We start from the raw sequence: 25,335 nt of genomic DNA on the forward strand, positions 1-25,335 counted from the left end.
GTTCTGAACAGGCCACGCCGCTGTACCTCCGCAGTTTGCGCTGCGAGTTCCTTGCCGGCCTCGGAGGCGTCCGCCTGCACGACCACCGGCCAGCCCTGCGGCGCGCGTGCTACGTTCAGCGGCCCACGCACCTTGAAGTGCTTGCCGTGGTGATTGAGCACATGCAGCTTGGCCAGATCGAAGTAGACGCCGCTCTCCTTATCGCGCAGGACCGTGTCGTCTTCCCAGCTATCCCAGAGGCCAGCCACGACGTCGTAGAACTCACGGGCGCGTTCATAGCGCACGGCATGATCCGGATGCTGTTCGAAGCTGAAGTTGTGCGCTTCGGACTCCGTACTGGATGTGACGAGATTCCAGCCCGAGCGTCCGCCGCTCAGATGATCGAGTGAGGCAAATTTGCGCGCCAGGTTGTACGGCTCGTTGAAACTGGTGGAGACGGTGGCGACCAGTCCGATATGCTGTGTCACGACCGAGAGGGCTCTGGCCGCGAGGCGTCCCACCTCAGTTCACACCGTTTCGAAGCTGTCGAGCCGTTCGAGCACTTGCGCGCGTAAATCAGCGAGCACGGGGTCGCGCCGGTCACGTGGCCGTGGACGTGCGACGCGATATTCGCGGTCGATGCGGGGAGGCGCCGCGGACATCAGCAGCACGCGGTCGCTGAGGTACAACGCCTCGTCGAGATCGTGGGTGACCAGCAACGCCGCCGTACCATGCGCGCGTGTCACCGACAGCAACAGTGCCTGCAAACGCATCCGCGTCATCGCGTCGACGGCGCTAAACGGCTCGTCGAGCAACAACAGATCGGGTTGCGAGAAAAGCCCTCTGGCGATCGCGACGCGCTGCGCCATGCCACCGGAGAGCGCCTTCGGCAACGCATGCTCCTGGCCTGCCAGTCCCACTTCGGCAAGCAGGTGTCCCACTCGCGGATCGCGCCCACCGCCACGGCCCGCTTCGAAGCCGACGTTATCGGCCACTGTCAGCCACGGCAACAGACGCGGTTCCTGGAAGATCACGCCGATCTGCGGCGAAGGTCCGTGTTGCGGTACGTCGTTCACCCGTACTTCGCCTTGATACTGGCGATCCAGTCCAGCGACAATCCGCAATAGCGTGCTTTTCCCGCAGCCGCTGGGGCCCACCAGACTCACAGCCTCGCCAGGCGCGATGCGCAACGACAGATGATCGAGTACGGTGCGGGCCGCGTAGTGTTTGGCCTCGACGCGCACGTCCAGCAGCGCCGCTTGAACCGACGTACTCATCGCTCCTCTCCTGCGCGTGATTGATCGCTGAATGCGTCGAAGGCATCGCGCCAGCTCAGCACGCTGTTTTCGAGCCAGCGCATGGCGCCATCGCTCAGCTTGCCGAGCACGGCGAGCAGGATGATGGCGCCGAACACCAGATCGGGGCGGCCGGTTTCACGGCCGTCGCTCAGCATGTAGCCGAGGCCGCGCGTCGCGGCGATCAGTTCCGCGGCGACCATGAACATCCACGCAAGACTGAGTCCCGTGCGCAGGCCTGTGAAAATCTGCGGCAACGCAGCGGGCAGGAGGATGCGGGTGAATAGCGCTGCGGGCTTCAGCCGGTAGATCGCGCCCAGTTCGACCAGTTTGCGATCGACGCCGCGAATCCCCGCCACCACGCTCAAATGCACGGGGAAGAATGCGCCTATCGCGATCAGCGTAATTTTCGGTGCTTCGTCGATGCCCATCCACAACAGCAGCACGGGCACCCAGGCAAGCGACGGAATCGAGCGCAGCGCCTGAAAGCAAGGCTCGAGCAGGGCGTCGAGCCGGCGGCTCAGACCCATTGCGGCACCCAGTATGAGCGCCAACGCAGCGCCGATGCCGAAGCCCGCGAACACCCGTAGCGTACTGGCCGCGATATGACGCCCAAGCCGCGCGGCACCCATTTGCCAGAGCGTCTGTGCGATCGTGCTCGGGGCGGGTAGCAGATGATCCGGCACGACGTTCGTGCGCACCAGCACTTCGATCAGCGCAAGCAGGGCAACAGGCAGCGCCAGGCCGGCGATATGCCAGCGGCGCAGACCGCTATGCGGCTGCAATACTGACGCTCGTACGTTGGAGTCATTGGTGCCGTTCACTACGGGCGTGTGCGGCGCGAGATGCTCCGCTTCAGTCGCGTCGAACGCTAAGGAGTCTTCAGGAGCAGAAGCCATCACACCGCACTCACTGGGACGTTGCCGCCGTCACGACTGGCTGGGCGACCTGCGAATCGACCAGGGCGTCGATTACCTGCGGCAGATCGGTGCCTGGCTTGACCAGTTGCTCCTGAACCAGAATCGGCGCGGCCGCCTTGAGCGCTGCAATCTGTTGCGCGCCCGGCACCGGCTGGCTGAAGTCGTTGCGCTGCAACTGCAGCTTGGCGACCGGCAACGATACTTTGGATTCCTCTGCGACGATTGTGGCGGCGTCGTCGGGATGCGCGATGATCCACACGCGCGCCTTTTCATAGACCTTCAGCACGCGCGCCACCGTCTCCGGATATTGCTGGAGAAACGCTTCGCGGGCGTCCAGAAAGCCGTAGGTATTGAAGTCGACGTTGCGGTAGAGCAGGCGGTCGCCGTCGTCGATCTGCGCGGCGGCCATATGCGGATCGAGACCCGCCCATGCATCCACCTGGCCGTTTGCCAGCGCCGTGCGGCCATCCGGATGCTGCAGATTCACGAGCTCGACATCGTCGCGCGTCAGGCCCACTGTATGCAGCGCACGCAAGGTGAACAGGAACGGATCGGTGCCCTTGGTGGCGGCGATTTTCTTGCCCTTCAGATCGGCGAGCGTCTTGATGGGCGAGTCTTTGCGCACCAGCAGCGCGGTCCATTCGGGACGCGAGAAGATATACACGGTTCTGATCGGATTGCCGTTCGCCTTGCCGAGCACGGCAGCGAGGCCTGCGGTCGAACCGATGTCGATCGCAGCACTGTTCAGATATTCGAGCGCGCGATTGCTGCCGAGACTCAGGACCCATTTGATCTGCGCATGGTCGGGCTTGAATTCGTCTTCGAGCCAGCCAAAGCGCTTGATGACGAGACTTTCCGGCGAGTAGTACGCATAGTCGACACGGATCTCCGGCGGTGTCGCGGCGTGCGCCGCGGCCATCGTAGCGAGGGCCGCCGCAAGCACGGCAAGCCGGCCCAGCGCACGATTGAAGAACCGCTTCATGTGTGGTCTCCCAGTATCCAGAGATTGGTGTGAGTAGACCGGTTAATGTAAAGAAAGACACCGCGTTCGGTAACTAACGAAAGATCACAAGGAAACCCGCGGCAGCGATATCGCATGTGCCGGAGTGGGGGCGGCGTTTGTTGGCGTTATAGCGTCAGTAAAGACGTTGTGTTGACGATGGTGCGTCTTTGCTTTTGATGCTCATCCTGGCCGTCAACGTGCCTGTTGGAAAACGGGCCCTGCTCCGGCGACGCGAAGCACGGCCCACCCTCCCGCCTTCATCATTGTGGCTTCACGAACCTCAATGTCATCCGGTCCGATTCGCCGATTGCGGCGAAGCGCGCCTTGTCGACGTCGCCGCCTTCGTAGGTCGGCGGTAGCGACCACACGCCGTGCGGGTAGTCCTTGGTATCGCGCGGGTTGCTGTTGATTTCGCTGCTGCCGGCGAGCTTAAAGCCTGCGGCGCTCGCATGCTCGATCACATAAGCCTCCGTCACATAGCCGCTGTCGATCATCTGCTGCAGCGACGTGCCCGGTGCCGCGCGATGTTCTTCGACGCCGAGTATGCCGCCCGGTTTGAGCGCACGGTAGAACGCGCGCAGGTTGGCGTCCAGCTGGCCGTCCTTGATCCAGTTATGGATATTGCGGAACGTGAATACGCGGTCGACGTTGCCGTTCGCCTCGAAGCCGCTGAACTGTCCCGTTTGCAGCGTGCCGACGACTACGTTGCCGTAGACAGCCGGTGTTGCCGCGAGCTTGCGTGCGAACGCGGCGTCGCCTGCCTTCTCTTCCGCCGCCGCGTCCGGCGACGGGCTCTCGTATTCGGCTTCGTAAAGCGTGCCGTGATCGTGCAGATAAGGCGCGAGAATGTCTGTGTACCAGCCGCCGCCCGGGGCGATTTCGAGCACCGTTTGCGTCGGCTCGATCTCGAAGAATTGCAGCGTACCTTGCGGATGACGATAGACGTCGCGCGCTTTTGCGGCGTCGCTGCGCTGCGGGCCGGCAACGGCGGCAGCCAGCGACGAGTCCGTGCTGGATGGGGTCGACGCGCAGGCCGCCAGAAGCAGCGCGGCGGAGAGCCCGGCGAGTGTGTAACGCAGCGTGCGAAGCAACGGAGTGGGGTGGTGAGTCATGGCGCCTGGTTTGGGTTCGAGTGGGCCGCGGCAGACATTGGCAAAAGCGGCAACAGGCCTAACGATAAGCGTTTGCGGCGCGCTTTGCACGCAGCCGGTTCGGACGCAGTCCGTTTCCGACGCCGCGAGACATGCGGGGATGCATGGCGGAGTGCATCGGGGATAGGCACGTGGCCTGCACGCGCGGCGGATTGAGCGTATGTTATTTCGCGAGTTCGCTATTTGCTCTCGCTGTTTGCTCTGTTTGCTGCTGACGGGTGCCGACCTGGCATTACACGGCCCTCCGATACCGGAGCGCAGAGGATTAAAGAACTCTCTCAATCCCGCGTCGCCTGTAGGGTGATACGCGGTCGTCGATTCAAGCGGAGATTGCCTTTATGTCGACCCAGCCACGGCAGTTGCGCCTCGGTGCCTTCATGCGACCCGTGACGATTCACACCGGCGCATGGCGCTATCCTGGCGCCTACCCGGATGCCAACTTCAATTTCGCGCATATGAAGCGCTTCGCGCAGACGCTCGAGCGCGGCCGTTTCGATGCGTTCTTCATGGCCGATCACCTCGCCGTGCTCAACATGCCGGTGGCGTCGTTAAAGCGCAGTCACACCGTCACGTCATTCGAACCGATGACCTTGCTGCCGGCGCTCGCTGCCGTAACCGAGCACCTCGGCCTGATCGCGACAGCGTCTACCACGTTCGACGCGCCGTATCACGTCGCGCGCCGCTTCGCCTCGCTCGATCACATCAGCGGCGGCCGCGCGGGCTGGAATCTCGTGACGACTTCGAACCCCGATGCGGCGCTCAACTTCGGCCTCGAAGAACATGTTGAGCATGACGAACGATATCGCCGGGCGCGCGAATTCTTCGATGTCGTCACCGGCCTGTGGGATAGCTGGGCCGACGACGCGCTGATTCGCGACGTCGAGTCCGGCATCTTCTTCGATCCGGACAAGTTGCACGTGCTCGATCACAAAGGCAAATACTATTCGGTGCGGGGGCCGCTTAACATCGCCCGTCCGGTGCAAGGTTGGCCCGTGATCGTGCAGGCCGGTTCATCGGAAGCGGGACGGCAGATCGCCGCCGAATCCGCCGAGGCTGTTTTCACCGCGCAGACGACGCTCGCCGAAGGCCAACGCTTCTACGCAGACGTAAAAGGCCGCATGGAGAAACTCGGACGCTCGCGCGACCATATGAAGATTTTGCCCGCCGCGTTCGTGGTCGTGGGTGACACGCTGGATGAAGCGCTGGAAAAGCGCGCACGTCTGGACACTTTCGTGCATTACGACAGCGGCATCGCGTCGCTCTCCATCGCGCTTGGACACGATGTGTCGGGCTTCGATCCGGACGGCCCGCTGCCCGAGATCCCGGAGAGCAACGCGAGCCGTACCAGCCGGCAGCGCGTAGTGGAGTGGGCAGAGCGGGACAACCTGACGATTCGCCAACTGGCGCAGCGCATTGGCGGCTACTCGGGGCTGGAAATGGTCGGCACGCCCGCGATGATCGCCGATCAGATGGAAGCTTGGCTCGTCGGAGAGGGCTCGGATGGCTTCAACGTGATGTTCTCGCATCTGCCTGGCGGCCTCGATGACTTCGTCGACAAGGTGATTCCCGAGTTGCAGCGCAGAGGGATTTTCCGGCGTGAATACGAAGGCGCGACGCTACGCGAAAATCTCGGTCTGCCGCGCCCGGAGAATCGCTTTTTCCGCGCTTGATTGCAGTGTCGTGGATGGCACCCTTGAAACGGGGATGAAACGTCGGCCGTCCAATGTCTCGGGAGTGACGCCGGTTGCCCGAGCACACGCTGAAACCGGTGCGGGGCGCCGCGCGTATATGTGTTGAGAGCCATGCCATCATGCGCTGCAAGAGCGGCGTGGCTCGTCTATGCTGGTAAACAATGTCCGGCCGATTTCTGGCTGGCAAGACGTGGATCGTGCGCGACTTGACCCATTTACTTTGTCGGAGGCAACATGAAGCTAACATCGAAACTATTGCAGGCCGTATTGTGCGCAGCAGCCTTGGGCGCCGCAGCTCACGCGGGCGCGCAGGGCCTCGCCCCGCAGGACGATGTGTATGCGCCGCAAAACGGTAAACAGTTGATGCCGAACGCAGCGCTCGGCAGCGAATATCCGTCGCACGGCAACCAGCAGGCGGGGGAAATGAACCTGAACCCGGTGGATCCGCGCGCGCAGCTTGCCAACGGACTGCCTAACAATGCGGAGGCGGGCGGCTACGGCGCGCCGCTGGCTGGCGTGCGCACCAATGTGCAGCCGCCCCCGTCGAACTGACCTGACTGACGTCAGGCGCGCGGCAGCGCCAGCGTGAAGGCGGTGCCGTGATGCTGGGTGCTCTCGGCGATCGCCTAGGTTCAGATCCCGAACAGCACGCGCAGCGTATCGTTCTGCATGATCACCGAGACGCCGATCACGAGCAGGACGAGCGGCAGCAGCGCGGTGCCGTAGCGCCGGATCGGCGCGCCCAGCAATGGATGATTGACTAGCCAGACGGCACCGGCACACCAGATGCCGATCATCGCGACGAATACGAGAGAAATCGTCACGCAATCGATGCGCGAATGCCCCGCGTAAAGTGGCACGTAGACGGCGATGTTGTCCGAACCGTTGGCGATGGCGACACCGGCCACGGTCCACCACGACGAGCCCGCCTGCGCGAGCCGCGAGGCGTCCGCCGAGTCAGCCTCCGATGCGCGGCGCGGGCCGAACCGCGCCCATGCCTTGGCGAGGCCGACCGCGATCGGCAGCACACCCAGCACGCCGACGTACCCATGCGGGAGACTCCTCAGCATCTCCGCCAGGCCGATCGCGACGGCGATCAGCGCCAGCGAGCCCGCATACTGGCCGACGATCACGCGCCGCTTTGAGCCGTGCGCCTCGGCGACGAAGGCGAGCAACACGAACAGGTTATCGATGTTGGTGGCGGCGAAGGCGCCGATGGCGAGGGCAACGAGACTGAGCATGCGAGCGGGCCGGTACACGGAACGAGAGGCGACCAGCCATTCTGCCAGCAGCGGGCGGGTCCGAGCGCTCCGGTCGGGCAGTGCGGGCGTCGCGGCGCTTACGCTACAATGCCGACAGCCTGAAAAACGGAATAGCAATGAAGATCCGCACTCTATGTATCGCATGCGTAACGACCGCCGCCGTGCTGCTGGTGGGGTGTACGGCCGTCTACAAGAACACGGACGCGTGTGAACAGATGATGCGCAGCAAGCTGGCTGACGTGCCGTCTGAGCAGTTGCCTGATTTAACGACCGGCAAGCTGTCCATCGATCATCGCGGCACCGGCATTGACGGCACGCGGGTCGTGGTAGAGGCCTCGCTGTCGCGTATGCAGACCGCTGCGGAAGCGGCTGCCTCGGCCGCCGCGGCTGCGTCAGCCCCTCCTGCGGGCATGTCGGCGAAGGCGGCCAGCGCAAAAGCTGCCAAACCCAAGAAGCTGGCGAAGAACGTAGCCGCCGAATGCACGTTTACCGGGCTGAATCTGGCGTCATTCCGTTGGCTGGCGCCAAAGGAACTCGTGCAGACCGGCGACAAGGCGGCCAGCGAGACCGCAGAATAAGGGCATTGCGCAGGGCAGAGCAGCATTGCGCCACGCTCTGCCTTGTCTGCGGCGCCGGCCGGGTTCAGGGGCGCTCGCCCCTAACTTCAAGCGCTGGTAACAGCTGAGGCCGCGGCCGCTTGCGCGTTGCGCTTGCGGATGTCGCGCACAAGCCGCAAGACGCGCTCGCCGAACGCCTCCGGGCATCCTTCGAAGAACCTTCGACCGCCTTGGTTTCGATCAACTGGCGGCGCAAAGCCTCGCGCTCGTCATGCTGCGTGATCATGCGCACGGCGGCCTGGACATAGGCTTCGACCGTGTCCGCCGTGGTCCAGGCGGGCATGCCGGCGCGCTCGAACAGTGCGCCGTCGATATGCTCGAAGACTTCCGGTCCCGTCTTGCAGACGCCCGGCAAGCCAAGCGTAAAGGCGTCCACAATCCCGTTGGTATTGCCGAATGGGAACGGGCTCAGAAACAGGTCCGATTGGTCGACCCGCGCCAGATAGGCGGTGTACTGGTGAAAACCGTGCGTGACGGCCCCCGGCACGGTCTGACTGATGACGCGGCGCATGTGCTTGAGCGGCAAGCCGTTACTGTTACCGGTCATGAAATGGAACTGGACGGGCACGCCTGCGCGCTCCTGAATCTGGCGGCAGGCATCGAGAAACGCCGGGTTGAGCTTCATTGGGCTGGCCGTGACGATGACCTGGATCGTCTCGCGCCGTTCCGGCACGCGCGGGGCGATGTCCGGCAGTGCACATGAGGCGCGATACGGCTGACCGTCCTTGGGCAGTTGCAGCAGACGTTCGCTGAAACAGGCCGGGTCGCCGACGTAGTCTTCTTCGACGCTGATGTAATCGATCCGGTCCGAGTGCGTGGTGGCCGGATGGCCGAGCGCCGCAATCTGCAGGGGAGCGATGCGCAGGTTCGACATGAACACGGTCAGCACGAACATGCCTACACTCGGCATATACAGCACGTCTGGCTGCTCGACCTCGGCGAAATCACGAATCGTTTTCAGGCATTCGCCGATATATTCCGGCCGCTCGAGTTCGATAAAGCGGTCGAAGACTGCGCGTCCGACGTCGTCGACCGCGTAGCCGAAGCCGAACCCGACCACCTCGAAATGCTCGCGCGCGGCCTCGATCGTCCGCGAATGGGTGCGATAGATCGAATGGGCGCCGCTGAACCATTCCGTGACCACGACCATCAACGGCTTCTTGCCACGCCGCCCGCGTCCTTTGCCAGGTGCCGCTGTGGGCTGCGGCAGGTCCGTCAGGCCCAGTTGGTCCAGCTTGCGGCGTACCAGCACGTTGATGTCCCGCTTGATCGCATGACGCTCGGGCGTGTCGGCGTAGCTGCAGAACATGTAGGCGTTGTGCAGCACGGCCGAGGGCAGGTCGTCCAGATCGTCGATCTGCTGCAGCTTGCCCGGCAGCCACTGCAGCAACGCTTCACGTTTGCCGTGCGCATGGGCCGAACCATGGAAGAGCGGTGCCATCAGGACGAGTGCGAGACAGGCCGCGAGGGTTTTGTCGTGCGCCCACAGCGCGGTGAAATCGAGCTCCTGGGTGGATTCGCTCGAGTAGAGCACGCACAACTTTTCGATAAACCGGTCGCCGGGCATAAACGCCGGGCCAGCCGGGCCGCGAGGATTCAGATGGCGGGTGATGTGATCGGCGTTGCCGAGCGCAGTGGCCGAAAATAGCACGCCGACCCATTCGTGCAGCGTCAGCATCAATCTGAAGCATTCGGTAGCTGGACGAAAATCCGGATCGGCAAACAGCGTCGAGGCGGCGCTTGCGAGACGCGAGCAAAAGCGCTCGTGTTGGTCGTCAGGCGGCAGACCGTCCATACCCGACGCGCGGAAACTTCCGTCCAGTTCGCCGCGTTTGCTGTGCAGAAGCGCCAGAAACGCGATGAACTTTATCGAGGCCTGATCGTACGCCCGGGTGTAGACCAGTTGCTCGAAATCGTCGAGCGAAAAAATGTCTTCCATCGATTCAACACTTTATAAAGATAGGCATGACTAACTATATTGAGATGAAGTCAGCCACAAACGATGATTATCGCAGCGCATGGGTATCAAATATGTGCGGTCTGCGATTTTAGGAATTTTCTGTAGGGTGGGTTGGACGTCACCCTTTCGCCAGACTCTGGCGCTGAAGCTGGCCGGGCTAGGCAACGCCGCACACCGCCGCCGGCTCGTGATTTCCATGCTCGGCGACGAGTTGCAAGACGCGCTCACCGAAGACTTCCGGCCGTCCTTCGAAGAACCGCTCGACTGCCCTGGTCTCGATCAACTGGCGCCGTAAGGCCTCGCGTTCGTCGTGCTGTGTGATCATGCGCACGGCTGCCTCGATATAGGCTTCGACCGTGTCAGTCGTGGTCCAGGTGGGCATGCCGGCGCGTGCGAATAGCGCGCCGTCGATATGCTCGAACACCTCGGGACCGGTCTTGCAGACGCCCGGGACGCCCAGTGTGAAGGCGTCGACAATCCCGTTGGTGTTCCCAAACGGAAACGGGCTGAGAAACAGGTCCGACTGGTCGACACGCGCCAGATAGGACACGTAGTCGTGCGAGCCGTGGACCGAAGCCCCGGGCACGGCATGACTGACGACGCGGCGCATGTGCTGGAGCGGCAGCCCGGCAATCACGCCCGCCATGAAATGGAACTCGACCGGCACACTCGCGCGTGCCTGAATTTGCCGGCAGGCATCGAGAAACCCTGGATTTACTTTCATCGCGCTCGCTGTGACGACAATCTGGATCGTTTCGCGGCGCTCTGGCGCGCGCGGCGTGATTACCGGCAGCGCGCACGATGGCCGGTAGGGCTGACCGTCCGTGGGCAGCGTCAGCAAGCGTTCGCTGAAGCAGGCCGGGTCGCCGACATAGTCTTCCTCGACGCTGATGTAGTCGATCTTGTCCGAATGCGTCGTAGCAGGGTGGCCAAGCGCGGCTATCTGCAATGGCGCAATGCGCAGGTTCGACATGAACAAGGTCAGCACGAACATGCCGACGCTCGGCATATACAACACATCGGGCTGTTCGGCTTCGGCGAAATCGCGAATCGTTTTCAGGCACTCGCCGAGATAGTCCGGCTGTTCCAGTTCGATAAAGCGGTCGAAGATCGCGTGTCCGGCAAAGTCGGTCGCGGAGCCGAAGCCAAATGCGACCACTTCGAAATGCTCGCGTGCGGCCTCGATGGTCCGCGAATGGGTTCGGTAAATCGAATGCGTGCCGCCGAACCATTCCAACACTACGACCATCAACGGCTTCTTGCGTTGGCGTTGGCGTTGGCGGGCGGGTTGCGGCGCTGAACCGGGAATCGCCGTGGGCAGGTCGGTCAGAGCGAGTTGGTCCAGCTTGCGGCGTATCAACACATTCAGGTCGCGCTTGATCGCATGACGCCGGGGTGTATCGGCGTAGCTGCAGAACATGTACGCGTGATGCAGCACGGCGGTCGGTAGGTCGTCCAGATCGTCGATCTGCTGAAGCTTGCCGGGCAGCCATTCCAGCAGCGCTTCGCGCTTGCCATGCGCATGCGCCGAACCCTGGAAGACGGGCGCGAGCAGCACGAGGGCGAGACGTGCCGCGGTGGTTTTGTCGTGCGCCCAGAGTGCAGCGAGATCCACGTCAAATTCCGACTCGGTCGAATACAACAGGCTGAGCTTGTCGGTAAAACGGTCGCCGGGCAGAAACTGCCGGTCGGCTGGACCGCGCGGATTCAGGTGACGGAGGATGTGATCCGCATTGCCGAACGCGGTCGCTGCAAACAGCCGGCCGAGCCATTGGTGCAGCGTGAGCAGCACCCGGTAGCAATCGTCGACCGGGGTGAAGTCATGGCGCGAGAACAAGGTGGAAATCGCGCTGGCGAGGCGGGTGCAAAGACGCTCGCTGCGCTCCTCAGGCGGCAGATGATTCAGGTCCGAAGCGAGGAAGTTTGCATCGACCTCGCCGCGATTGTGTTCGAGCAGCGCGAGCGCGCCGATCAGCCGGAACGAGGCGACGTAGTTCTCTTTCGTATAGACGAGCTGCTCGAACTCATCGAGCGAAAAGGTAAATGCCATGATGTCGATTCTTTAAAGATAGGCATGACTAACAATATTGAGATGATGTCGTCCCAGAATCGAATTATCGCAGTTGGCTCGTATCAAATATGCCCGGGCCGGGACTTTGGGAATTTTCTGTGTAGGAGTCTTGCGTGCAGGCCGTAAGGATCGCACGGGGCGGTGTGAGGCATACCGAGATTGCGCGTAGGAGTGTCGCGGGTCGTGACCAGGCGAGTGAGGCGGCAATCTGCCTCCCGCCGCCGTGTGCAGAAGTCCGATAAATCCGCCGCGCGTTCAGAACGCGTAGTAAGGACCGGCGCCCGCCGAGGTCAGGCGTGATTCGATTGCGGTATAGATACGACGCCCATAGAAGAACGGCAGGCCCCAGCCGAAACTGTTGCCGGTGATGCCGGCAAGATTGTCGAAGGCGTTGTTCCCGCTATTGAACAGAGCGGTCGAATTGCCGATCGAATAGGCGACCGTGGAAATGGTGCCGTCGGTGCCAGCGATGCTCGCGGTAGCAGATAGCGGCGTAGCAGGGCAATACCACAGGCCGCATTCGGGCAACCCGGCGTTGGCGATGAAGAGCGCATTCGAGCCGCTGTCCAGATAACTCTGCGAGTAGGTTTGGCCGCCGCTGACCGTCGTCACGTAGCCGCTCTGCGAATTCGCCCGCAGAACCGTCGCGCCGCCGAGCACGTTATCGGCCTGGGTGCCGATGCCGAAAATCAGCGATCCCGCGACCGACGGCGCGCCGGTATCGGCGACCGCAGGCAGGTCGATGACCACACCGTTGTTATCGAGGGCGAATTCACTCACCGGATTTGTGACCTGCTGGGCGAGCGGTTGGATGCTGGCCTGTCGGGCGCCGCTCGCGGTGCAACTGTAATACCAGCGCGGCAGGGCGGCATTCGCGCAGGCGCTGCCGCAATCCGCCGCGAACAGTCCGACCCCCAAAATCCCGTTGCTGCGCAAGAGCGTGGTCGTCTGCATGGCGAGGCCAGAACCGGCGCAGTCGGACGGCACGGTGGGAACGGTTGGATCGGCAATCAGCTGGATCGCTAGCGAGGCGGCGAGTTGGCCGGCCATCCGCACGTCCGCGCTGCGCACTGCGCCCCAGGTGTAGCCGCCGCCGAACACCGCGCACTCGCCAGCCGTGCCGCCTCCGGACGGCAGCGCCGCCAGTTGCAGGCTGGCCGGCAGCGCCGAGGCGAGGATACGCAGGCCCTGGGAGCCGGTGTCGACCTGAATGTTGTCAATCGTCGCGCAGTTGCTGGTGCCGGGCGCGCAGACCGTGATGCTGGTGGTCAGCATATTGCGGGTCAGTCCGGGTGCCGCGGCCACGGCGATTGGCTGGACGTTCGGCGTGCTGGACTGGGGAATCGCCACCGGGCTACTGGGCGGGACGCCGGCGAGCGGCGCGCTTGCCGCACCGGAGGCTGCGGCTGGCGCGGCGGCCGCACCGGTTGTGCCGGTGTTGGCGTTTCCGCCCCCTCCGCCGCAGGCGGCGAGGAAGCTGCCTAGCACGCTGCATAGCAGGAGCAGGGACACGATGCGGGTCGGCATGAGCGTGCTCCTTCAGGGCAGATCGGCAGGCGTGACGCCGCCGGGCAGCGCTCTGGGCAGCCATGCGCGGCCCACATAGCTGCGCATCTGGCCACCCGACTCCACGACCACGTCGGAGCGGACCACGCGCGACGCGTGCAGGTCCTGGCCGGCGGCGAACCCCTCGGCCGCGCCGGCCCGGTAGGAGGCGTTGTAGGCGCCGAGCAGCGCCGGCAGGTCGGGCATCGTCGGCCCTTGCCAGCTGTAGGCGACGATCTGGCCCGTGCTGGACGCGAATTCGTTGACGGTTGTGCCGCCCGTGTCGACACGCGTGCGCATCTGCACCGCGCCGTTCAGCAGCCCCACCGGCGCGGCGTTTGCGCTCCCTGATGTGGCGGCCACGGTGCCGCCGAGCGCGGCGTAGGCGTCTGTGATGGAAAGTAAGACAGTCAGCATCGCCGACAACGCGACGCTTCCACAAATGGGGATTGGGATCATCCTCGACACCCGCATGGCTGGCCTCTTCGTTCTTTTCAAGATGGTTAATTCAAGATATCACTGAGGTTTCCTCATCAATACTGGCGGGGCAGAGCGTGCCGTTCTGAAATCTCAAAAACAGCGGCCGGGAGTGTCGGAAATGGCTCGATAAAACAACGGGATAGTGCTTCTGACAGAGCGCTCTGACAATGGTGTGAGGATTGTTGTGAACTGTTAAATTGCGCGTGCGCGTCGGGCCGTCAAGGCGTCCGCAACACAGGATTTCCTGGCGAACTCGAGGCCAATTCGCGGGATTTGGCGCCGCGTTTCACCCGTCCGGCGAGCCGTAAATGTGGCCGCTCAAAATCGCCTTTGAGGCCCCGTCACGCGGCCGCTAAACCGGCTTTTTGCACATGTGCGTCCGGGATCGGTAAAATAACGGGTTGATCCACGGAAACTTGCCGTGGCGTAGCGGAAGGATTCCCTGAACATGACTCATCTTCGTCTTACCAAGCGGTATGCAGTATTGCTGATGGCAGGCGGGCTGGTCGCCGGCTGTGGTACCTCGTCGCCGACCCAGATTGACTACAAGAGCGACTCAAAATCCAAGCAGGCGTCGTTGGCCGTGCCGCCGAACATGATCGATGAGACGTCGGATCAGCGCTCGCTTCCGCCGCAGGGCGGCGAGACGTCGTTGTCTGCCCTCAAGCAGGTTCAGGCGCAGGCACCGGTTTCCGACCTGACGGTAGCGCCGGTGGTCCAGGGCATGCATATCCAGCGTGACGGCACCGAGAGCTGGCTCGTGCTCGACAACAAGACCCCTGATCAGGCCTGGGCGCAGATCCGCCGGTTCTGGCAGGAGCAGGGTTTCCTGCTGGTGGTGGACCAGCGCGACAAGGGCGTGATGGAGACGGACTGGAACGAAACCCATGCGTCGATCAACGACGGCCTGATCCGCAGTACGCTGTCGAAGGCAATGGGCAACTCGTACGTGGCGTCGGAACGCAACAAATACCGGACCCGCCTTGAAGCGGCGCCGAACGGCGGCACCTACGTGTTCATCAGCCAGAAGGGCATGCAGGAGGCTCTCTCCGGCACCAATAACGACTCGACGACGTGGCAGCCCAAGCCGAACGATCCGGGTCTCGAAACGGAATACCTGAAGCGCCTGATGGCGTCGCTGGCACTGGCCGATTCGCGTTCCGCAGCGGGCAGCACGACGCAGAGCACGGCCCTGTCGCCGGCTGGCGCGCAGACGGCGCCGGGCGCGGCAACCGCGGGAGCGAACTCCGCCGCCGCCAAGGCCGCTGCGGAAAACGTCGCCCTGTCGACGCAACCGCCCGTGCCGGATCAGAACGAGACGTCGAACACCTCGGCGCAATACACGTCCACCGAACTCACGCTGGGCGAGCCGTATGACCGCGCTTGGGTGCGCGTGGGCATCGCGCTGGACCGCAGCAACTTCACGGTCGACAATCGCGACCGCACGCGCGGCCTGTATTCGATCCGCTACGTGGATCCGAAGGATATGAGGTCCGCCGAGCAGGGCTTCTGGAGCCAGGTGTTCCACGGCAAGACCGAAAAGGTTGCCAAGCAGTACCTCCTGAACGTGCGCGCGGTTACGCCGGACCAGACCCGCATAGCGGTGGTCGACGACAAGGGCAATATCGACGCGTCGCAGCCGGCCAAGGAGATCATGAGCCTCGTGGTCGATCAGTTGCGCTGATTCGCCGTCAGCTCAGTCAAAACCCGCCTGGAATGGTTTCCAGGCGGGTTTTTTTATAGCCCTGGCCCGGCCTCGAGCGGCCGTACCGCCCCTACCCGTCGGGGCCATGTCGTTCGCATGGAGTTTGCTTGTCTGGGAGAACCATGACAAAGGAGACCCGCCATGTTCGACGTCATTCCCTACTGGATGTGGGCAGTTAGCCTGCTCGTTCTCGCGCTCGTGTGCGGCGCAGCGCTGTCGGCAAAAGAGTCTGAGCGCACCCTGATGCGCGCACGTCATCCGGCGCCGCGCGCCAGATGGTGGACGCGGCGAGCCCGCGCGGCCTCTGTCACCGCGTGTGCAGACCGCACGTAACGTGACGTTACGGCGTAACGCGCTTCGGAAACCAGCCAGATCTGCTTAGGGGGTTAAAAAATAAATATAAAAATCAAAGGCTTGCAGCGGTGTGTCAACAGCATTTCAGCATGGCACGCAAGCTGCTTTTATCTACCTCATGGGGCCCGATGGCCGAGTGGCAGCCGCTCATGCAACTGACGACGTCTACCCACCTCGAAACGTGATGATTGTTGGTGCCGGCCGACCAGCCGGTGCTTTGCCCGATGACGGCCTGCGCGCTTGACGCGCGGGCCCCGGTGGCCCCGTCGCCTATCCTCGTAGGGCGACGGTTTCGCCCGCGCTCCATTGGAGCGCGGGTTATTTTTTGGCTGAGCGGTTGGCGAGAGGGAGTTCCGGGATGGCGTTTCGAGTGGACGCGACGCTTGGGGACGGCGCCGCGTGCAACGCTTTCAGGTATCGGCGCGGCTATGGTGGCGCGGCCCCACCCACGGAATCCGTTTGACCACGCCGGTTGCGAGCGCGGTACCGGTCAGGATCACCACGCCGCCTTCGAGCATGCCCGCCGACACGCTTTCGGCGAGGAACAGCGCGCCCCACAGGATGCCGAAGATCGGGACCACGAACGTCACGGTGATGGCGCGCGCCGGACCGACGGTGGCGATCAGATGGAAGTACAGCATGTAGGCAACGCCGGTGCAGGCGATGCCCAGTGCAATGACCGCACCCCACGCGTGCAGCGAGATCGGAGTGGCTGGCCAGTAGATCGCCGCGATCGGCACCAGCACGACGGTGGCGCCGATCATGGTGCCGGTGGCGACGATGAGGGCGTCGACGCCAGTCAGATAGCGCTTCGTATAGTTGGCGGCAATGCCGTAGAGCAGCGTCGCGCCGAGGCCGGCCCCGGCGGCGAGCGCCACGGTCATGGGCGTCGCGCTGCCGCCAGGCGATCCCGTGATCTGATCCCACACGAGCATCGATACCCCGAGGAAGCCGATCACGAGGCCCACGCTGCGCAGCGCACTCAGCCGGTCCTTGAGCCACAGGAAGGCCACTAGCGCGCCCCACAGCGGCGCGGTTGCGTTGATCACCGAGGTGACGCCCGCCGCCAGCGTCAACTCCGCGTAGGCAAACAGGCAGAAGGGTGCAGCCGAATTCAGGATGCCCACCACGAGCAGCGGCAGCGCACGGGAGCGCAGGGTCGTAAGCGACTGGCGCACCGGGCGCCTCGCAAACAGCACGATCACGAGAAACACCGCACCGATGCCGACGCGCAAGGCCATCAGCGGCGCGACTCCGAAGTCGGTCACGCCGACCCGGATGAAGAGGAACGAGGCACCCCACAGGGCTGCGAGGACGAGAAGCTGGACTATGCTTTTGGAATTCATGGAAGGCACGCCGCGCGCGGTTGAGTCGAGACGCGAAGAGATGGTACCAGCGCGGTTTCGCGAATACTTCACGCTGGAATGAAACAGCAAGATCGCTTTGCTGTGGCCGGTTCGACGGGGTTAAGCGTAGGCGTCGCGGCGCTCGGCGTAAAACGATCAATTCTCACTGATATGTGAGAAAAATTGACAGAAGCCAGGGTGCGGGGCAAAAAAAGGCACGCCCGCGGGCGTGCCCCTTCGTCATGACTGCGAGCGCTAGCTCAATGCGGAATCATCCACTGCAGGTAGTTCTGCTGCAGCCACACGATGATGCCGAGCACGATCGTGAGGATCAGCGAGTGTTTGAACGTCTTCGCAAACACGACGCCTTCCTTGCCTTTGAGTTCGGTTGTCGCGACGCCGGTGGAAATGTTCTGCGGCGAGATCATCTTGCCCATCACACCGCCCGACGAATTGGTTGCCGCCATCAGGATCGGGTTCAGGTTGAGCTGGTTGGCCGCCACCACCTGCAGGTTGCCGAACAGGGCGTTGCCGGAGGTGTCGCTACCCGACAGGAACACTGCGATCCAGCCGAGGAAGGCCGACACCAGCGGGAAGAACGCGCCCACCGACGCTACACCGAGGCCGAGCGTGTAGGTGAGCCCCGAGTAGTTCATCAGATAGGCGAGCCCCACGATCGTCGCCACCGTCAGGATGGCGATGCGCGTCTGCACCCAGGTATCGACGATCGCGCGGCCGAATTCAGCCACGGAGATGCGCACCAGCAGCGCAGTGATGATCGCCGCAACCAGAATCGCCGTGCCGGTGGCGAGCGGCTGGAAGTCCCAGATGGCTCCATACGGCGTGTGGTACAACGTGATGTAGACCGCCTTGTCGAGACCGGGCCACGGCACCTTGACGTCGCCGATCGTGAACACCTTGGCGATGGTCCAGACGATCACGACCACCGAGACGATGATCCACGGATACCAGCCCTGCGCGCCGCTGATCTTGCTGTCGCGCACTTCGGCGAGGCGTTCGATATTGACGGCGAACTTCGGATCCGGGGCGGGCTTCCAGACCTTCAGGAAGGCCACCGTCACGATCAGCGAGACCAATGACGAGAGCACGTCGGTCAGGCTGTAGTTGAGGTAGTTCGAGGAGATGAACTGGGTGACGGCGAAGCTGCCGCCGGCCACCAGCAGCACCGGCCAGATGCGCAGCATGTTGCGAAAGCCCGCATACACGGCGATCACATAGAACGGCAGCAGGAACGCGAAGAACGGCAACTGGCGGCCGATCATCTGGGCGAGGCTGTCGGCAGGCAGGTGCGTGACCGCGGCGAGCACGGTGACCGGCACGCCGAGCGCGCCGAACGCTACCGGCGCGGTGTCGAAGATCAGCGTGAAGGTCAGGGCTTCGAGCGTCGGGAAGCCGAGCATGATCAAGAGCGAACTGGTGATGGCAACCGGCGTGCCGAATCCGGAGATGCCTTCGAGCAGTGCGCCGAACGAGAAGCCGATCACGACGAGCACGATGCGCCGGTCGTTCGGCAGATTGTCGATCATCCACATGCGGAACGCGGCGAAGCGGCCCGAGCGTTGCGCGATGTTGTACAGCAGGATCGCGGTGACGACGATCCACATGATCGGCCAGCACGCGAATACGGCGCCGGCGACCACAGTGTTGATGGCGAGCCCGACCGGAAACTGCCAGCCGAAGATCGCCACCAGCAGCCCGACGATCAGTCCGGCGAGCGAGGCCTGCCAGGCCGGGCGCCGGGCCCAGCCGAGCAGCACCAGCACGACCAGGATTGGTAGCGCGGCGACGAGGAACGACGGCAAGAGCGAATTGCCGATGGGGGTCAACAGTTGGTGAAACATCACGTCTCCTTCTTTGTTGTTCGAGTCGGCGCGACGGACTGCGTGTTATGTGACGCGTCGGATTAGGCAGGACGGATGACGGTATGGCTGCGTGTGGGAACAGCACCGGAATCGCGTATTTAAATAGATAGTGCACATGCCGTTTCCAGCATAGAGCTAACGCTGGCGCAGTCAAGACGGGAAACTACGGGAGAAGCGGCACTTAGTGACGCGGATGGCGGTCAGGTGACTTGTGGCTGACCGGCAGATGGCGCCGGGTTGGCGTTGCGGTCAGATTGGATGTTTTGGAGTGGAGAGTGAGTTGATGCAGGGGTAGTGCAGAGGCCGACGGGCGCCGTAGTGCTAAAGCGTCGCGGCGGGCGCGGCCATTTGGACCGCTCGCCGCCGCTCATAGCCAGGTGCGTGATCGCAAAACCGGGCGTAAAACTCAATGCCAATGACCGCCGCCGCCGTGCCAGCCGCCACCCCAGCCACCGCCGCCGTGCCAGCCGCCGCCCCAGCAGCAACCGCCGCCCCAGAATCCGGTAAAGCCGATCGAGACCGACGGTCCGTAGTACGGATAGCCATAACCGTAGCCGTAGCCGTAGTAGGCAGGGTAGGCTGGGTAGGGATAGTAAGCCGGAGCGGGATAGGCCGGATAAGCGGGCGCGGGCGCCGGCACATAGACCTGCTGTTGTTGGGTCGCCGCGTACGACGCGGACGGCACCGTGTAAGAACCCGAAGCCGTGACCGACGGCGGCGGCGGGGCCGGGATAGGGTCATGGTTGTTCAAGGCCGGTTGCGGTTCGCCACTAGCGGTTACCGGGACTGCGGTCTGGGTAGACGAACCCGGCACCGTGGCGTAATAGCCGTTCGCGCCGTAGGGATAGTAGCCGTAGGGGTAGTAACAGCCTGCGAGGGCAAGCACCACGGCCCCGGCGGCGAGGCGGCTGGTAGCCGAAAGAAAACTCATGGCACGCTCCTGATACGTCTGGATGCCGCGACGGTTGATATTAATGGCGCGCAACGGATGCGCAAAACGGCATCATCTTCTCAGCTTACGCCGCGCCGTCGCTTGTCAGGTTGCAAAGTCGTTACCGCTTATTTCAGTGGATTGTTGAGAGGAAATGGCTCGGGGCGGCGCCCTGTGCGTCGTCGAGGGCGCGTCATAAATGAAAGAGCCCGCTGGGGGCGGGCTCAATGCTGCATTCATGACTAGCAGGCAAGCGAGTGCGGCGGCAAATGCTGCGAGCGCCGCCATACTCGCCCGCGGGCTTTACTGCCGCTGATAAATCTCAGCGCCTTTCTTCATGAACTCGATCGACTTCACTTCCATGCCTTTCTTCAAGGCTTCGTCGTCGGATACGCCTTGCTGCGCTGCGAACTCGCGTACGTCCTGGGTGATCTTCATCGAGCAGAAGTGCGGGCCGCACATCGAGCAGAAATGCGCGACCTTGGCCGAGTCCTTCGGCAGCGTTTCGTCGTGGAATTCGCGTGCCTTGTCCGGGTCGAGACCGAGGTTGAACTGGTCTTCCCAACGGAACTCGAAGCGTGCCTTCGACAGCGCGTTGTCACGTACCTGCGCACCCGGATGGCCCTTCGCCAGGTCCGCCGCGTGTGCCGCGAGTTTGTACGTGATGATGCCGGTCTTGACGTCGTCCTTGTTCGGCAGGCCCAAGTGTTCTTTCGGCGTCACGTAGCAGAGCATCGCAGTGCCGAACCAGCCGATCATGGCCGCGCCGATGCCCGACGTGATGTGGTCGTAGCCAGGGGCGATGTCGGTGGTCAAGGGTCCGAGCGTGTAGAACGGCGCTTCGTCACACCATTCCAGTTGCAGGTCCATGTTTTCCTTGATGAGCTGCATCGGCACGTGACCCGGGCCTTCGATCATCGTCTGCACGTCGTGCTTCCACGCGATCTGCGTGAGCTCGCCGAGCGTCTTTAGTTCGCCTAATTGCGCTTCGTCGTTGGCATCGTAGATCGAACCAGGACGCAGGCCGTCGCCGAGCGAGAACGCCACGTCATAGGCCTTCATGATTTCGCAGATGTCTTCGAAGTGCTCGTACAGGAAGCTTTCCTTGTGGTGAGCCAGACACCACTTCGCCATGATCGAGCCGCCGCGCGAGACGATGCCCGTCATGCGCTTCGCTGTGAGCGGCACGTATTGCAGACGCACGCCGGCGTGAATCGTGAAGTAGTCGACGCCTTGCTCGGCTTGTTCGATCAGCGTGTCGCGGAAGATTTCCCACGTCAGGTCTTCGGCCTTGCCGTTGACCTTTTCCAACGCCTGATAAATCGGCACCGTGCCGATCGGCACCGGCGAATTGCGGATGATCCATTCGCGCGTTTCGTGGATGTGCTTGCCGGTGGAGAGATCCATCACCGTATCGCCGCCCCAGCGGATCGCCCACGTCATCTTGTCGACTTCTTCGCCGATCGACGAGGTCACCGCCGAGTTGCCGATATTCGCATTCACCTTCACGAGGAAGTTGCGGCCGATGATCATCGGCTCGCTTTCCGGGTGGTTGATGTTGTTCGGGATGATCGCGCGGCCGCGTGCGACTTCTTCGCGCACGAATTCAGGCGTGATTTCCGTCAGGCCATTCGGACCGAATGCACTTGCGCCGAATGCCTGGCCCGGGTGCTGACGCCCCATCATCGCAGCGAGCTTTTCGCCGTTCGGGCCGCTCGTCTTCAGCGTCTCCAGATACGCAGCGCGTTGCTGGTTTTCGCGGATCGCGATGTACTCCATCTCCGGCGTGATGATGCCTTTACGCGCGTAGTGCATCTGCGAAACATTGGCACCGGCCTTGGCGCGGCGCGGCGTGCGGTGCAGGCCCTGGAAGCGCAGTTCGGTCGTAGCCGGATCGGCGGCGCGTTCGCGGCCGTAGTCGCTGGTCAGGCCGCTCAAAGCTTCGGTGTCGTTGCGTTCTTCGATCCAGCGCTGGCGCAGTGCTGGCAGACCGGCGCGGATGTCAATCTGCGCTTCGGGATCGGAGTAGGGGCCCGACGTATCGTAGACAAACACGGGCGGATTCTTCTCGCCGCCGAAGCTGTCCGGAGTGTCCGACTGGGTAATTTCGCGCATTGGCACGCGGATATCGGGGCGCGAGCCAGTAACGTAGATCTTGCGGGAATTCGGCAGCGGGGCGACAGCGGCCGCATCGACGTGAGCGTCGGCGGAAAGGAATTTCGGATTGGCGTTCATGCGGATCTCCATGCAAAGCAATATGGGGCCGCTAAGCAGGAGACGAGACGGAAGTTGTCGGAATTCGCCAGAGGATGAGGCGGTGCTGCTTTGCGAATTCCGTACGCTTCCCTGCGCTGGCATTATCCAGATCAGGTTCAAAGGGTATTTCTCACCCACGCAGCACAGACCTCCAACCCCTGTGCGACGCAGGACCCCCGCGTTAGCAGCGCACACGATACACCGGACGCCCGGTGCTTGGCAACCGGTCTCAAAATGGGCGTTGCCCGATTCTGGTCCGGCTTACAGCCGAGGAGGCTTGTCTCGATTAGGCTGCGCCGTGTGATGCGCCGCAACATGTAAGGTGGCATTCACTCGCCTATAGCGTCCGCGGCGCCTACAGCGTGAAATCGTCGGCGGCTTCGGGTTGAAACAGGATCTGCTCGATCTTCAGCGTCTGTTGCGCGCCGCTCGGCGGCGTGAAGCGGATCGTCTCGCCGCGTTTTGCCCCCAGCAACGCGAGGCCGGCCGGCGAAAACACGTTTAGGCGACCACTGCCGAAATCGGCGTTCGGCGGGTACACCACCGTCCAGGTCATGTGTTCGCCACTTGCCTGGTCGGCGAGCGTGGCGCGCGAATTCATCGTGACGACGTTGGCGGGGATGTCGTGTGCATCCACGATTACCGCGCGCAGCAACAGCTCATCGAGCATGTCTTGCAGCCGCGCATCTGCACCGGGCATGGCAGCGTGTTTTTCCAGACGGGCGACGTCGAGTTCGGTGAGATAGCAGGTTTTGGTCGTCTTCATGACGGTTCTCCATTTCGATCTGTGTAAGGGACAGCGAGCGTACGAGATCGGCCCGGAGCCCGACCCATGCGGCTCCGGTCAGGAGGTGCATTCAGGTCAGACGCCGGGCAGCGGAGAGCGGGAGCGTTCGCTGACGGGAGGTGCGATGCGAATCTCCGGCGCGCGCGCAGCCGGCCGCGCTGCGCAGGCGCAGACGGGACAGGGCACGGTTGAACGGAGTACGCATGGGGAAGTCGGCAGAGATTGTGAGAAGAAGTGCCGAACGAGACGGCACACACAGTAGGTCGATGGTAGCACGCTGGGGGATCGGTTTCCGTGGCCCCGGCTGACTCGTTTTGACGCAGCGGATTGCGACGGCCGCGCAGCTGTTGTTTCCCTCTCACAAATAATTTTCAGATCCGCTGTCATAACGGCGAACGCGCGCCGACAAACGTGCAGATTTCTTGATGGAGCCTGCCATGCATCCCCGCGTGCATCCGCTTATGCGTTCGTTCATGCAACCGCTCATACGTCCGCTCATGCATCCGGTCACCCGCCGCTTTGCCGACTCGCCCTTCGTGCGCGCCGTCGTGATTCTTGCCGCGCTTGCCACGAGCGGCGTCGCTCAGGCCGCCGGTGCGATGTGCACGGCGCACAGCCCGGCTCACCGTGTCGCGCTGGTGGAGCTATACAGCAGCGAGGGCTGCAATAGCTGTCCGCCGGCGGACCATTGGCTCGGCCAGTGGAAAGACAGCGGCGCCGCTCAAGGCATCGTGCCGCTTGCCTTGCATGTCGACTATTGGAACAGCCTCGGCTGGACCGACCGCTTCTCCCAGCATCGCTTCACCGAACGGCAGCAGACTCTGACCGATCTCGCCGGCGGCCACACGATCTACACACCGGAAATCTTCGTATCGGGCCGTGAATTGCGCAGCTGGTCGCAGCCCGAGAGCTTCGACGAGCGTATCCACAAGGTGACCGCCGAGCCGGCGCAGGCCGACGTCGCGCTTGAACTTGCGCCGCCCGCCCAAGGCACGAACGGCTTCGGCGTCGATGCGCGCTTCACGTCCAAAGCCGCTACGCACGACCCGTTGAACGCTTACGTCGCCGTCTATGAGAACGCACTGACTTCGCAGGTGCGCGCCGGCGAAAACAACGGCGCGACCCTGCATCACGAACGTGTTGTGCGGCAATGGATCGGGCCAGTGCCGCTCGCGGAAGGTAGTGCGCAGATTCGCCGCGAGATCGCCCTCGATCCCGCTGATGCGGCAGACAGCCACGCGCAAGCCGGCAAGTTCGGAGTGGTCGCCTTCGTCGAAAACGCCGCTACGGGCGAGGTACTGCAGGTGGCCGAACTGGCTACCTGCCACTGAAGGACCCTGACATTTGTCGAGGTCCGCTGTGTGCGGCCGAGGTTGGCCGATGTCTCAGACGTCCGCAAACACGTGCCACCAGCAGCGCCACAAGTCCTTGATTCACGGAGATCCAAATGGCAACCCCTCACCCTTTATCCGACACAGCGCCGCCCGCTGCGCCGCTGCGCACCGGTCCGATTCATCCGGTCTGGGTACGCGTCACGCACTGGCTCAATGCGCTTGCAGCGATCACGATGATGCTCTCCGGCTGGCGCATTTACGACGCGTCGCCGATCTTCAAGGGCTTCGTGTTCCCGCCTTCGCTCACGCTGGGCGGCTGGCTCGGCGGCGCGTTGCAATGGCACTTCGCGGCCATGTGGCTGCTGTTCTTCAACGGCCTCGTGTATCTCGCGCTCAACCTGGCGAGCCTGCGCTTCTTCCGCAAGTTTCTGCCGCTCGCGCCGCGCGCCATCCTGCACGACTTCATCGCTGCGCTGACCGGCAAACTCTCGCACGCCGATCTGCGCATCTACAACGCGGTACAGAAATTCGCCTATCTGTTCGTGGTGTGCGATCTGATCGTGCTGGTGCTCTCGGGCCTCGCGATCTGGAAGTCGGTGCAATTTCCGCTGCTGCGCGAACTGATGGGTGGCTACGACAACGCGCGCATCGTGCACTTCTGCGCGATGTCGCTGATGGCCGCTTTTATCGTCGTGCATCTGGCGATGGTGGCACTCGTTCCGCGCTCGCTGCTGGCGATGCTGCGCGGCCGCTAAGGACTATTAC

At 63.1% G+C, this 25,335-nt stretch carries 20 protein-coding genes, 2 pseudogenes and 1 riboswitch; of the genes and pseudogenes, 7 read left to right on the top strand and 15 right to left on the bottom strand.

From position 1 onward, the window contains the following. Positions 1-23 precede the first annotated feature (23 nt). The 5 genes and pseudogenes from P3T40_RS29450 to P3T40_RS29470 form a co-directional block, all read right to left on the bottom strand. Positions 24-479: pseudogene (locus P3T40_RS29450) on the bottom strand (LLM class flavin-dependent oxidoreductase); the annotation flags it as partial. A gap of 27 nt (positions 480-506) precedes the next feature. Beyond that, the gene (locus tag P3T40_RS29455; RefSeq protein WP_429271228.1) at positions 507-1,256 is read right to left on the bottom strand and encodes an ABC transporter ATP-binding protein; all 750 of its coding nucleotides are present in this window, start codon (positions 1,254-1,256) and stop codon (positions 507-509) included. Further along, positions 1,253-2,173, bottom strand: a complete 921-nt coding sequence (locus P3T40_RS29460; protein ID WP_429271229.1) for an ABC transporter permease — start codon at positions 2,171-2,173, stop codon at positions 1,253-1,255. Before P3T40_RS29460 ends, P3T40_RS29455 begins: the two co-directional genes overlap by 4 nt. Before the next feature lie 10 nt (positions 2,174-2,183). After that, on the bottom strand, positions 2,184-3,176 hold the full coding sequence (locus tag P3T40_RS29465; protein WP_429271230.1) for an aliphatic sulfonate ABC transporter substrate-binding protein: 993 nt from the start codon (positions 3,174-3,176) through the stop codon (positions 2,184-2,186). A gap of 281 nt (positions 3,177-3,457) precedes the next feature. Beyond that, on the bottom strand, positions 3,458-4,309 hold the full coding sequence (locus P3T40_RS29470) for a class I SAM-dependent methyltransferase (RefSeq protein ID WP_429271231.1): 852 nt from the start codon (positions 4,307-4,309) through the stop codon (positions 3,458-3,460). A gap of 377 nt (positions 4,310-4,686) precedes the next feature. Here P3T40_RS29470 and P3T40_RS29475 point away from each other — a divergent pair, with 377 nt between their 5' ends. Then, complete coding sequence (locus P3T40_RS29475; RefSeq protein WP_429271232.1) at positions 4,687-6,018, top strand: LLM class flavin-dependent oxidoreductase; 1,332 nt, start codon at positions 4,687-4,689, stop codon at positions 6,016-6,018. 255 nt (positions 6,019-6,273) lie between these two features. After that, positions 6,274-6,591, top strand: a complete 318-nt coding sequence (locus P3T40_RS29480; protein ID WP_429271233.1) for a hypothetical protein — start codon at positions 6,274-6,276, stop codon at positions 6,589-6,591. Positions 6,592-6,671: 80 nt separating this feature from the next. On the opposite strand, the gene P3T40_RS29485 is transcribed toward P3T40_RS29480, so the two are convergent. After that, the gene (locus tag P3T40_RS29485; RefSeq protein ID WP_429271234.1) at positions 6,672-7,280 is read right to left on the bottom strand and encodes a cadmium resistance transporter; all 609 of its coding nucleotides are present in this window, start codon (positions 7,278-7,280) and stop codon (positions 6,672-6,674) included. 137 nt (positions 7,281-7,417) lie between these two features. On the opposite strand from P3T40_RS29485, the gene P3T40_RS29490 reads away from it, so the two are divergent. Next, entirely contained in the window at positions 7,418-7,879 is a 462-nt protein-coding gene (locus P3T40_RS29490; RefSeq protein ID WP_429271235.1) for a hypothetical protein, read from the top strand. Between the two features lie 86 nt (positions 7,880-7,965). Here P3T40_RS29490 and P3T40_RS29495 read toward each other — a convergent pair. From P3T40_RS29495 to P3T40_RS29510, 4 genes and pseudogenes are all read right to left on the bottom strand, one after another. Next, positions 7,966-9,857, bottom strand: a pseudogene (locus tag P3T40_RS29495) (glycosyl transferase family 1). Between the two features lie 178 nt (positions 9,858-10,035). Further along, complete coding sequence (locus tag P3T40_RS29500) at positions 10,036-11,928, bottom strand: glycosyl transferase family 1 (protein ID WP_429271236.1); 1,893 nt, start codon at positions 11,926-11,928, stop codon at positions 10,036-10,038. Positions 11,929-12,204: 276 nt separating this feature from the next. Continuing rightward, the gene (locus P3T40_RS29505; RefSeq protein ID WP_429271237.1) at positions 12,205-13,476 is read right to left on the bottom strand and encodes a DUF3443 domain-containing protein; all 1,272 of its coding nucleotides are present in this window, start codon (positions 13,474-13,476) and stop codon (positions 12,205-12,207) included. Between the two features lie 12 nt (positions 13,477-13,488). Then, the gene (locus P3T40_RS29510; protein ID WP_429271269.1) at positions 13,489-13,911 is read right to left on the bottom strand and encodes a DUF2844 domain-containing protein; all 423 of its coding nucleotides are present in this window, start codon (positions 13,909-13,911) and stop codon (positions 13,489-13,491) included. A 511-nt stretch (positions 13,912-14,422) separates the two neighbouring features. On the opposite strand from P3T40_RS29510, the gene bamC reads away from it, so the two are divergent. Further along, positions 14,423-15,658: an outer membrane protein assembly factor BamC gene (gene bamC, locus P3T40_RS29515; RefSeq protein ID WP_429271238.1), complete on the top strand. Its 1,236-nt coding sequence runs from the start codon at positions 14,423-14,425 to the stop codon at positions 15,656-15,658. 162 nt (positions 15,659-15,820) lie between these two features. Further along, positions 15,821-16,012 (top strand): hypothetical protein, encoded by a 192-nt coding sequence (locus P3T40_RS29520; protein ID WP_429271239.1) that lies wholly within the window; start codon positions 15,821-15,823, stop codon positions 16,010-16,012. 431 nt (positions 16,013-16,443) lie between these two features. Here the strand turns inward: P3T40_RS29520 and P3T40_RS29525 are convergent, their stop codons facing one another. The 5 genes from P3T40_RS29525 to P3T40_RS29545 form a co-directional block, all read right to left on the bottom strand. Continuing rightward, positions 16,444-17,379, bottom strand: coding sequence for a DMT family transporter (locus P3T40_RS29525; protein WP_429271240.1), 936 nt, complete (start codon positions 17,377-17,379; stop codon positions 16,444-16,446). A gap of 260 nt (positions 17,380-17,639) precedes the next feature. Beyond that, positions 17,640-19,241, bottom strand: coding sequence for an L-lactate permease (locus P3T40_RS29530; RefSeq protein ID WP_429271241.1), 1,602 nt, complete (start codon positions 19,239-19,241; stop codon positions 17,640-17,642). Between the two features lie 427 nt (positions 19,242-19,668). Next, complete coding sequence (locus P3T40_RS29535; protein ID WP_429271242.1) at positions 19,669-20,193, bottom strand: hypothetical protein; 525 nt, start codon at positions 20,191-20,193, stop codon at positions 19,669-19,671. Between the two features lie 303 nt (positions 20,194-20,496). Continuing rightward, positions 20,497-22,428: a phosphomethylpyrimidine synthase ThiC gene (gene thiC / locus P3T40_RS29540; RefSeq protein WP_429271243.1), complete on the bottom strand. Its 1,932-nt coding sequence runs from the start codon at positions 22,426-22,428 to the stop codon at positions 20,497-20,499. Between the two features lie 90 nt (positions 22,429-22,518). Then, a riboswitch (TPP riboswitch) is annotated at positions 22,519-22,637 on the bottom strand. 167 nt (positions 22,638-22,804) lie between these two features. Further along, a complete protein-coding gene (locus tag P3T40_RS29545; protein WP_429271244.1) occupies positions 22,805-23,215 on the bottom strand; it encodes a GreA/GreB family elongation factor in 411 nt (136 codons plus the stop codon). A gap of 518 nt (positions 23,216-23,733) precedes the next feature. Between P3T40_RS29545 and P3T40_RS29550 the strand changes: the two genes are divergently transcribed. Then, on the top strand, positions 23,734-24,567 hold the full coding sequence (locus tag P3T40_RS29550; RefSeq protein WP_429271270.1) for a DUF1223 domain-containing protein: 834 nt from the start codon (positions 23,734-23,736) through the stop codon (positions 24,565-24,567). Between the two features lie 116 nt (positions 24,568-24,683). Next, positions 24,684-25,325, top strand: coding sequence for a cytochrome b/b6 domain-containing protein (locus tag P3T40_RS29555; RefSeq protein ID WP_429271245.1), 642 nt, complete (start codon positions 24,684-24,686; stop codon positions 25,323-25,325). Positions 25,326-25,335 lie beyond the last annotated feature (10 nt).

Origin of the sequence: Paraburkholderia sp. EB58 (assembly GCF_050436665.1) — a bacterium.
Taxonomy (GTDB): Bacteria; Pseudomonadota; Gammaproteobacteria; order Burkholderiales; family Burkholderiaceae; genus Paraburkholderia.